Source organism: Streptomyces sp. NPDC002623 (assembly GCF_053592635.1).
Genome location: NZ_JBSFWB010000025.1, coordinates 18,575 through 30,493 on the forward strand (window position 1 = coordinate 18,575; position 11,919 = coordinate 30,493).

Annotated in this window: 1 protein-coding gene; it reads left to right on the forward strand. The window is 75.5% G+C overall.

From position 1 onward, the window contains the following. Positions 1 to 4: 4 nt before the first annotated feature. On the forward strand, positions 5 to 11,800 hold the full coding sequence (locus tag ACWD4O_RS34850; protein ID WP_451286136.1) for an SDR family NAD(P)-dependent oxidoreductase: 11,796 nt from the start codon (positions 5 to 7) through the stop codon (positions 11,798 to 11,800). Positions 11,801 to 11,919 lie beyond the last annotated feature (119 nt).

The following is an 11,919-nucleotide window of genomic DNA, read 5'->3' on the forward strand; positions in this document are numbered from 1 at the left end:
CCCGATGGCCAACGAGCAGCAGCTGCGTGACTACCTCAAGCGGGTCAGCGCGGACCTGCACAAAACCCGCCGACGCGTCACCGAACTGGAGTCCCGCAGCGCCGAGCCCATCGCGATCGTCGGCATGGCCTGCCGCTACCCCGGCGGGGTGACCTCGCCCGACGACCTGTGGCGGCTGGTGGCGGACGGGACCGACGCCGTCGGCCCCTTCCCCACCGACCGCGGCTGGGACCTGGACGCCCTGCACCACCCCGACCCCGACCGCCCGGGCGCCTGCTACGCCCGCGAGGGCGGGTTCGTCGACGACATCGCCTCGTTCGACGCGGCCTTCTTCGGCATCTCCCCGCGCGAGGCCCAGGCCATGGACCCCCAGCAGCGACTGCTCCTGGAGACCTCCTGGGAGGCGCTGGAACAGGCCGGCCTCGACATCCAGGCGCTGCGCGGCAGCCGCACCGCAGTGTTCGCCGGAATCAACCAGCAGGACTACGGCACCCTGCTGGCCGCCTCCCGGGACGGGCTGGACGCCCACGGCGGCACGGGCACCTCCAACAGCGTGCTGTCCGGCCGGATCTCCTACGTCCTGGGCCTGGAGGGACCCGCGGTCACCGTCGACACCGCCTGCTCCTCCTCCCTGGTGGCCCTGCACCTGGCCGCCCAGGCCCTGCGGGGCGGCGAGTGCGACCTGGCCCTGGCCGGCGGCGCGACCACCCTGTCCACCGAGGCGGTCCACGTCGCCCTGTCCGCGCAGCGGGCGCTGTCGCCCGACGGCCGCTCCAAGGCGTTCTCGGCGGCGGCCGACGGCGCCGGCTGGAGCGAGGGCGTCGGCGTCCTCGCCGTCGAGCGGCTCTCCGACGCCCGCCGCCACGGGCACCGCGTGCTCGCGGTACTGCGCGGCAGCGCCGTCAACCAGGACGGCGCGTCCAACGGCCTCACCGCGCCCAACGGCCCCTCCCAGCAGCGGGTCATCCGGCAGGCCCTGGCCAACGCGGGCGTGTCGCCGGGCGAGGTGGACCTGCTCGAGGCGCACGGCACCGGCACCAGCCTCGGCGACCCCATCGAGGCCGACGCACTGCTGGCCACCTACGGCCGGGCCAAGGCCGCCGACCGGCCGCTGTGGCTGGGCTCGCTGAAGTCGAACATCGGGCACAGCGGGGCCGCCGCCGGCGTCGGCGGCGTGATCAAGGCGGTGCAGGCGCTGCGCCGCCGCGTCCTGCCGAAGACCCTGCACGCCGAGCAGCCCACCCCCAACGTCGACTGGTCGGCCGGCGCCGTCGAACTCCTCGACGAGGCCCGCGACTGGCCCGCCTCCGACACACCCCGCCTGGCCGCCGTCTCCGCCTTCGGCATCAGCGGCACCAACGCACACGTCATCCTCGAAGAGGCCCCCGAGCAGGAGCACGACGAGGCACCGGCGACGGCCGCCCTTCCGCTGCTGCCCTGGGTGCTCTCCGCGCGCGGCGAGCCCGCGCTGCGCGCCCAGGCCCGCGCCCTGCGCGCCCACCTGCTGGCCCGGCCGGAGACGAGCGACGCCGACGTGGCGCTCTCCCTCGCCACCACCCGCACCGGCCTGGAGCACCGGGCCGCGGTGCTCGCCGCCGACCGGGACGGCTTCCTCGACGCCCTGGACGCGCTCGCCGCCGACCGCCCGGCCGAAGGCGTGCTGCACGGCAGCCCCGCCGAGGGCAAGGTCGTCTTCGTCTTCCCCGGCCAGGGCTCCCAGTGGACCGGCATGGCCCGCGAACTCCTCGACGCCTCCCCGGTGTTCGCGGCCAAGGCCGCCGAGTGCGCGGCGGCCATCGAGGAGTTCGTGGACTGGAACCTCCTCGACGTGCTGCGCGACGAGCCCGGCGCCGCCTCCATGGACCGCATCGAGGTCATCCAGCCCGTCCTGTTCACCGTCATGGTGTCGCTGGCCGAGCTGTGGCGGTCCTACGGAGTGCAGCCCGACGCCGTCGTCGGCAGCTCGCAGGGCGAGATCGCCGCGGCCCATGTCGCCGGCGGCCTGAGCATCGAGGACGCGGCCCGCGTCGTCTGCCTGCGCAGCCGGTTGCTGGCGGACATGCTCGTCGGCAAGGGCGCCGTGGCCTCCGTGGCGCTGCCCGCCGACGAGGTCCGCGAGCGCCTGACCCGCTGGGCGGACCGGCTGTCCGTGGCCGGCGTCAACGGCCCCCGGATCGTCGCCGTCGCCGGGGACTCCGAGGCGCTGGACGAGTTCGTCGCCGAGTGCACCCGCGAACAGGTGCGCGCCAGGATCGTCGCCGCCACCGTGCCGTCGCACTGCCCGCTCGTCGAACCGCTGCGCGAGCGGATGCTGGAGCTCCTGGCTCCCGTGCGCCCTCGCTCCGGGACCGTGCCGCTGTACTCGACGATGACCGGCGGACTCATCGACACCGCGACCATGGACGCCGACTACTGGTACGACAACACCCGCGGACCCGTCCTCTTCGAACCGGTCGTCCGCGCCCTGCTCGACGACGGCCACAGCGCGTTCGTCGAGTCCAGCGCCCATCCGGTGCTCGCCATGGGCGTCGAGCAGACCGTCGACGCCACCGGCGCGCCCGGCGTCGTCGTGGAGTCCCTGCGCCGCGACGAGGGCGGCCTCGGCCGGATGCTGACCTCGCTCGCCAAGGCGCACCTCGGCGGTGTCCGCGTCGACTGGACCGCGGTGTTCGCGGGCACCGGCGCCCGCACCGTGGAACTGCCCACCTATGCCTTCCAGCGCACCCGGTACTGGGCCGAGGCCGCCGACCGCACCGGCGACGTCGGCTCCGTCGGCCTGTCCTCGGTCGACCACCCGCTGCTCGGCGCCCTGGTCCGGCTGGCCGACGGCGACGGCGCGGTCCTCACCGGCCGGCTGTCCCTGACCGCCCAGCGCTGGCTGGCCGGACACGGCGTCGCCGACCGGATCATCTTCCCCGGCACCGGCTTCGTGGAACTGGCCGTCCTCGCCGGCGACCAGGTCGGCTGTGGGCGGATCGAGGAACTCACCCTGCACACCCCGCTCGTCGTGCCCGCCACCGGAGGAGTCGTCGTCCAGGCGCACGTCGAGGCGCCCGACGAGACCGGCGCCCGCCAGATCTCCGTCCACTCCCGGCCCGACGACGCCACCGCCGACACCGTCTGGACCCGGCACGCCTCCGGCCTCCTGGCCCCCGAAACGGCTGATGCGGCCGAGGCGCCCGAGGGACTCGGCGGGGTCTGGCCGCCCGAGGGCGCCGAGGCCGTGGACATCGTCGGCCTCTACGACCGGATGGCCGCCGCCGGATACCGGTACGGGCCCGAGTTCCGCGGCCTGAGCCGGGTGTGGCACCTCGACGGCGAGATCTACGCCGAGGTGGCCCTGCCCGCCGACCAGCACTCCACGGCGCAGCGCTTCGGCCTGCACCCCGCCCTCTTCGACGCCGCCCTGCACTCCATGTTCACCTGGGACGGCGACGACGGCGGCGGAGTCGGCATGCCCTTCTCCTGGGCCGGAGTGCGGCTGCACGCCACCGGCTGCGCCCGGCTGCGGGTACGGCTCGCCCGGCGCGGCGACAGCGAGTTCACGCTCACCGTCGCCGACGAGGCCGGCGACCCGGTCGTCTCCGTCGACTCCCTCGTGGTCCGCCGGATGACCGAGGCCGCGCTGAACACCGTCCGCACCGACACCCTGCACCTGCTCGACTGGAAGACCGTGCGGACGGACGAGACGACGACCGGGACCCGGCGGGTCCTGCTGGGCGCCGACCCGCTCGGCCTCGCCGCCGCCCTGCCCGGCGCCGAGCGGGTCGCGGACGTGGCCGGACTCGCCGCGCTCGTGGCCGCGGACCCCGGCGCGGTCACCGCGCTGCTGTCGGTCGCCGGCGACCCGGGCGCACCGGGCGTCGAACGGCTCGGCGATCCGGTCGTCGACGCCGTGGCACTGCTCCAGGCCTGGATCGCCGACGAACGGCTCGACGACGCCCGGCTCGTCGTGGTCACCCGCGGCGCGGTCGCCACCGCGCCCGGCGAGGACGTCACCGACCTCGCCGCGGCCGGCGTCTGGGGCCTGCTGCGCTCCGCCCAGAACGAGCACCCCGGACGCTTCGCCCTCCTCGACCTCGACACCACCGATGAGTCGAGCGCCGCGCTCGGCCCGGCACTGGACTCCCCGCAGGAGCAACTCGCCCTGCGCGCAGGCGTGTCGCGCGGCCCGAGCCTGACCCGCTGGGACCCGGCCGGCACCATCCTGCCGCCGGCCGGGGAGAGCGCCTGGCTGCTGGAGAACACCCGGCCCGGCACCATCGAGGGCCTGACGGCCGTCCCCCGCCCGGAGCTGCTCGGCCCGCTCGAACCCCGGCAGGTACGGATCGCCGTCAGCGCCGCCGGCATCAACTTCAAGGACGTCGTCGTCGCCCTCGACCTGGTGCCCGGACTGACCGGGATCGGCGGCGAGATCGCCGGCGTCGTCACCGACGTCGGCGCGGACGTCACCCACCACCGGGTCGGCGACCGGGTGTTCGGCCTGTCCACCGAGGTCTTCGGCCCGGTGACCGTCGCCGACGAACGCACCGTCCACCGCATCCCCGAAGGCTGGACGTTCGAGGAGGCCGCGTCCGTCTCCGTCGCCTATATGACCGCGTACTACGGACTCGTCGACCTCGGCGGGCTGCGCCCCGGACAGAACGTCCTCGTGCACGCCGGGGCCGGCGGCGTCGGCAGCGCCGCCGTCCAGCTCGCCCGCCACCTCGGCGCCGACGTCTACGCCACGGCCAGCCCCGGCAAGTGGGACACCCTGCGCGCCCACGGCCTGGACGGCGCGCACATCGCCAACTCGCGCACCCTCGACTTCGAGCAGTGGTTCCTGCAGTCCACCGACGGCCACGGCATGGACATCGTCCTCGACTGTCTGGCCGGGGAGTTCGTCGACGCGGGGCTCAGGCTGCTGCCGCGCGGCGGACGCTTCCTGGAGATGGGCAAGACCGACAAACGCGACCCCGCCGCCGTCGCCGCCGCCCACCCGGGCGTCGCCTACCAGGCGTACGACCTGCCCGAGGCCGGGCTCGACCGCATCCACGAGATGCTGATCACCCTCACCGAACTGTTCGAGAGCGGCGTCCTGCGGCCCCCGCACCTCAACACCTGGGACATCCGCGACGCCCGCGCCGCCTTCCGCGCCCTGAGCCAGGCCGCGCTCGTCGGCAAGGCCGTCCTCACCCTCCCCGGCGACCCGTTCCCCGCCCACGGCACGGTCCTGATCACCGGCGGCACCGGCATGATCGGCACACTCCTCGCCCGCCACCTGGTCACCGAACACGGCGTGCGCAGCCTGCTGCTCACCAGCCGACGCGGCCCCGAAGCCCCGGGCGCCGCCGAACTCGCCGCGGAGCTCACCGAGGCCGGCGCCCAGGTCACCCTCGCCGCCTGCGACATCGCCGACCGCGGTCAACTCGCCGCCCTGCTCGCGGACATCCCCGCCGACCGCCCGCTCACCGCCGTCCTGCACACCGCCGGCGCCCTGGACGACGGCCTCATCGAGTCCCTGACCGCCGAACGCGTCCGGGAGGTGCTGCGCCCCAAGGTGGCCGGCGCGCTCAACCTGCACGAACTCACCCGCGGCCTCGACCTGGGCGCCTTCGTGCTGTTCTCGTCCGCCGCGGGCACCATGGGCGCCCCCGGCCAGGCCAACTACGCGGCCGCCAACGTGATGCTCGACGCCCTCGCCTCCCACCGGCGCGCCCAGGGGCTGCCCGGACTCTCCCTCGCCTGGGGCTTCTGGGCCCAGCGCAGCGAGATGTCCGGCCACCTCGACGACCGCGACATGCAGCGCCTGAGCCGCGGCGGCATCGTGCCCATGACCAGCGAAGAAGGGCTCGCCGCGTTCGACCTGGCGTGCCGCACCGACCGCGCCCAGTTCGTCCCCGCCAAGCTCAACCCCGCCGCCCTCGCCGGGACGACCGGCCGCATCCCGCCCATCATGCGGGCGCTGGTGCCCACGGCGGCCCGCCGGACCGGACGCCGCTCCGTGGACGCCGACAGCGGCTCGCTGCGCGAGCGGCTGATCCCGCTCACCGGCACCGAACGGATGCGGATCCTGCTCCAGCTGGTCCGTTCGCACGCGGCGACCGTCCTCGGGCACACCGACCCGGACGCCGTCGGCTCGACCGCGCCGTTCCGCGAGCTCGGCTTCGACTCGCTGACCGCCGTGGAGTTCCGCAACCGGCTCACCGGCGCCGTCGGCTTCCGGCTGCCCGTCACCGTGGTCTTCGACCACCCGACCCCCGGCGAGCTGGCCGACTTCCTCGCCGCCGAACTCCTCGACGGCCTCGACGAGCCCACGACCGCCCCCGTCGCCCGCACTGCCCCGGCCGCCGTCGCCCGCACCGACGACGACCCCCTCGTCATCGTCGGCATGGCCTGCCGCTACCCGGGCGGCGTCAGCTCCCCGGAAGACCTCTGGAACCTCTGCCTGGAGGAACGGGACGCCATCGCCGGCTTCCCGGCCGACCGCGGCTGGAGCGACACCGCGCCCGCCGACGGCTCCGTGCCCCAGCAGGGCGGATTCATCGACCGGGTCGCCGACTTCGACCCCGGATTCTTCGGGATCTCCCCCCGCGAGGCCCTCACCATGGACCCCCAGCAGCGGCTGCTGCTCGAGACCTCCTGGGAAGCCCTCGAACGCGCCGGCATCGCCCCCGCGCGCCTGCGCGGCAGCCGTACCGGCGTCTTCGTCGGCGCCGCCGCCTCCGGGTACACCAGCCTGTTCCGACGCGGCTCACAGGCCCTCGCCGGATACGGCGTGACCGGCGCCGCCACCAGCGTGGTCTCCGGCCGCGTGGCCTATGTGCTCGGCCTGGAGGGGCCCGCCGTCACGGTGGACACGGCCTGCTCCTCCTCCCTGGTCGCCCTGCACACCGCCGCCCAGTCGCTGCGCGACGGCGACTGCGATCTCGCCCTCGTCGGCGGCGTCGCCGTGCTGACCAGCCCGTTCCTCTTCGACGACTTCGCCAAGCAGGGCGGACTCTCGCCCGACGGCCGCTGCAAGGCCTTCGCGGCCGGCGCCGACGGCACCGGCTGGGCCGAGGGCACCGGCATGGTCCTCCTCGAACGGCTCTCCGACGCCCGCCGCAACGGCCGCCAGGTGCTCGCGGTGCTCCGCGGCAGCGCCGTCAACCAGGACGGCGCGTCCAACGGCCTCACCGCGCCCAACGGCCCCTCCCAGCAGCGCGTCATCCGCCAGGCCCTGGAACGGGCCGGGCTGACCCCCGCCGACGTCGACGCCGTCGAGGCGCACGGCACCGGCACCACCCTCGGCGACCCCATCGAGGCCCAGGCCATCCTCGCCGCCTACGGACGCGACCGGGACCCGGAGCGGCCGCTGCTGCTCGGCTCCCTGAAATCCAACATCGGGCACAGCCAGGCCGCCGCCGGCATCGGCGGAGTCATCAAGACCGTGCAGGCCCTGCGGCACGGCGTGCTGCCCCGCACCCTGCACATCGACGAACCCACCCCGCACGTCGACTGGACCGAGGGCGCCGTCGACCTGCTCACCGAGACCCGCCCCTGGCCCGACACGGGCCGACCCCGCCGGGCCGGGGTGTCCTCCTTCGGCGTCAGCGGCACCAACGCCCACGTCATTCTCGAACAGGCCGCCGAACCCGAGCCCGCAGCCGTCATCGACCGGAGCCCCCTGCCCGTCACCCCGTGGCTGCTGTCCGGGCACGACGAACCCGCCCTGCGCGCCCAGGCCGAGACCCTCCTGACCTGGCTGCGGGACCGGCCGCAGGGCTCCGTCACCGACATCGGCCACGCGCTGGCCACCCGGCGCGCCGCCCTCGAACACCGGGCCGCACTGCCCGTCACCGACCGGGCGCAGGCACTGACCGCGCTCGCCGGACTCGCCGCCGGACACACCCCCGAAGGGCTGCTGCACGGCACCGCCGGAGAAGGCGGCCTCGCCCTGCTGTTCGCCGGACAGGGCTCCCAGCGGCCCGGCATGGGACGCGAACTGCACGCGGCGTTCCCCGCGTTCGCCCGCGCCTTCGACGAGGCCTGCGCCCACCTGGACCCGCTGCTCGGACGGCCGCTGCGCGACACCGTGTTCACCGCCGAGGCCGCCGAACTCGACCGCACCGCACTCACCCAGCCCGCCCTGTTCGCCCTGGAAACAGCCCTGTTCCGGCTGCTCGCCTCCTGGGGCGTGACCCCCGACTACGTCCTCGGCCACTCCGTCGGCGAGATCGCCGCCGCCCATGTGGCGGGCGCCCTGGACCTCGCCGACGCCGCCCGGCTCGTCGTCGCCCGGGGCCGGCTCATGCAGGCCCTCCCGGCCGGCGGCGCCATGCTCGCCGTCCAGACCGGGGAGACGGAGGCGCTCGCCGCACTCGCCGAGGTGCTCGGCGAGCACACCGGCAGCGTGGACCTCGGCGCCGTCAACGGCCCCCGCTCGGTGGTGTTCTCCGGCACGACCGAGGCCGTGGAGGCGCTCGCCGCGCACTTCACCGCCGAGGGCCGCCGCATCCGCCGGCTCGACGTGAGCCACGCCTTCCACTCGCCGCTCATGGAACCCATGCTCGCGGAGTTCGGCGAACTGGTCGCCGGGCTGGACTTCGACGCGCCCCGCATCCCGGTCGTCTCCAACCTCACCGGAGCCGTCCTCGGCGCCGACGAGATCGCCGACCCCCGGTACTGGGTACGGCACGCCCGCCACACGGTCCGCTTCGCCGACGGCGTCGCCGCCCTCGCCGACGCGGGCGTCACCGGCTTCCTCGAACTGGGCCCGGACGCCACCCTCACCACGATGGCCGAGGACTGCTTCGACACCGCCCCCGCCGGCGTGTGCACCTCGCTCCTGCGCCGCGACGGATCCGAACCGGCCACCCTGCTGACCGCCCTGGCCCGCGCCCATGTGCACGGCGTCACCGTCGACTGGGACGCCGTCTTCGCCGGCACCGACGCCCGCTGGGCCGACCTGCCCACCTACTCCTTCCAACGGGCCCCCTACTGGCCCGCCGAGTCCACCGCCGACCGCGGCGGCCTCTCCGCCGCCGGCCTCGACGACACCGGGCACCCGCTGCTCGGCGCGATGGTCAGCGCCGCCTCCGGCGGCGACGTCCTGTTCACCGGCGAACTCTCCCTGGCCGCCCAGCCCTGGCTGGCCGACCACCGCATCCTGGACGCCGTCCTGTTCCCCGGCACCGGCTTCCTCGAACTCGCCCTCTGGGCGGGCAGCCGCCTGGACACCGGCGAGCTGGAGGAACTCGTCGTCCACCGCCCGCTGATCCTGCCCGAGCACGGCGGCGTCACCGTCCAGGTCGTCGTCGGCGAGACCACGGACGACGACCACCGGCCGGTCGCCGTCTACTCCCGCCCCGAGGGCGCCGCCGACTGGATCCGGCACGCCGAGGGCCGGCTGGCGGCCGGTCCGGTCGCCCACCCCGAAGCCCCGCCGGTCCTGTGGCCGCCGCAGGGCGCCGAACCCGTCCCGCTCGACGCGTTCTACGCGGACCTGGCCGCCGCCGGCACCGCCTACGGGCCGGTGTTCCAGGGCCTGACCGCCGCCTGGCGGCACGGCGACGAGGTCTACGCCGAGGTCACGCTGCCCGCGCAGGCGGCCGACGACGCCCCGGCCTTCGGCGTCCACCCCGCCCTGCTGGACGCCGCCCTGCACACACTCGCCTTCCTGCCCACCGCCGACCGCGGCAACGGCCCGTTCCTGCCGTTCGCCTGGCGCGACGTCGCCGTGCCCGCGCCCGGCGCCACCGCCTGCCGGATCCGCCTCGCCGCGGGCCCCGGCGCCGACGAGGTCATCGCCACCCTCTGGGACGGCGACGGACGCCCCCTCGTCTCCGTCGGCGGCCTCAGCCTGCGCGCCGTCTCCCGCGCCCAACTCGGCTCGTCCGCGGCCGCGTCCTCCCTGTTCCGCCTGGACTGGACGCCCGCCGCCCGCCCGGAGACCGCGGGCGCCCCGACCGTCCGCTGGGCCCTGCTCGGCCCCGAGGCCCCCCAGGACCCCGAGATCGACCACTACCCGGACCTCGCCGCCCTGCGCCGGCACCTCGCCGACGGCGGCGCGGCCCCCGACCAGGTCCTCCTGGCCTGCAACCCGACCACCGCCGCCGTCGACCCGACGGCCGCCCGCACCGCCGTGCACACCGCCCTGGACACCCTGCGCACCTGGGTCGAGGACGAACACTTCGTCAAGAGCCGACTCGTGCTGTGCACCCGCGGCGCGGTCGAGGCCCTGCCCGGCGAAGGCATCGGCGACCTGGCCCACAGCGCGACCTGGGGCCTGGCCCGCAGCGCGCAGCTCGAACACCCCGACCGCCTGGTCCTGGTCGACCTGGACGCCGACACCGCCCTCGAAGACCTCACCCGGTCCCAGATCCTGGCCCGCACCGAGACCACCGAGGCCGCCCAGTTCGCGATCCGCGGCGACCTGACCCTCGTCCCGGCCCTCGCCCGCCACACCGACCAGGAGCCCGCGACCACCGGCACCGCCCCGGCCGGCCCCTGGCCGACCGAGGGCACCACCCTCATCACCGGCGCAGGCGGCATGATCGGCGGACTCCTCGCCCGCCACCTGGTCACCGAACACGGCGTACGCCACCTCCTGCTCCTCGGCCGCCGCGGCGAGGAGACCCCCGGCATGGCCGAACTCCGCAGCGAACTCGCCGAGTCGGGCGCCGACGTCCACACGGCCGCCTGCGACGCCGCCGACCGCGAGGCCCTGGCCGCCGTGCTCGACCGGATCCCGGCCACCGCGCCCCTGACGGCCGTCGTGCACGCCGCGGGCGTCGTCGACGACGGCATGCTCGGCACCCTCACCGACGACCAGGTCGACCGGGTGCTCCGCCCCAAGATCGACGCCGTGGCGAACCTGCACGACCTCACCGCCCCGCTCGGCCTGCGCGCCTTCGTCGTCTGCTCCTCCCTCGCCGGAGCCCTCGGCGGCGGCGGACAGTCCGCCTACGCGGCCGCCAACGCCTACCTCGACGCCCTGTGCCTGCGCCGACACGCCGACGGCCTGCCCGCCCTCTCGCTCGCCTGGGGCCCCTGGGAGAGCAGCGCCGGCATGACCGCCCAGCTCGCCGCCGCCGACCTGCGCCGCATCTCCCGCGCGGGCATGCTGCCCCTGACCCCCGACGACGGACTCGCCCTCTTCGACGCGGCGCACACGAGCGGCGCACCCGTGCTGCTGCCCTTCCGCTTCGAACCCGGCGGCCTGTCCGCCACCGACCGCGCCGCCCTGCCCGCCGCCCTGCGCGCCCTGGCGCCCGCACCCCGACGCCGCACCGACCCCGGCGCCGGCCTCACCGGGCTCCGCGACCGGCTGCGCCCGCTGTCCCCGGACGACCGGGCCGGCGCCCTGGAGAACCTCGTCCGCACCGAGGTCGCCTCGGTCCTCGCCCTGCCGTCGGCGGAGGCGGTACCGGTCACCAAGGCGTTCAAGAGCCTCGGCTTCGACTCCCTGATGGCCGTCGACCTCCGCAACCGGCTCAGCGCCCTCACCGGCGTACGGCTCTCCGCGACCCTCGTCTTCGACCACCCCAACCCCCGGGCGCTGGCCGCCCGTCTGCTCACCGGCATGGAACTGGACACCGCCACCGCCACCGACCCCGCCCTCGACGCCCTGCGCGAACTGGAGACCGCGCTCCGCTCGACGGCCCCCGCCGCCGAGGACCGCGGGGCGCTGACCACCCGGCTACGGGTGCTCCTGGCGGCCCTGGAGGAGACCGCGGAAGCCACCGACGCCGATCGCGAGGACGACGACGCCGACCTCGACTCGGTGAGCGCCGAGGAGCTCGTCACCCTGCTCGGCGACGAGTTCGGCCTGTCCTGAAACACGGCCCCTACCCGGGCCGACAGGCCCCGAACTTAGGGGTGTTCGCGGTCCTGATCTGGGGCCGGGATCCAGCTCCCGGCCCCATAGCCTGCAAACAGGCCTGTCCTTGCGCATTG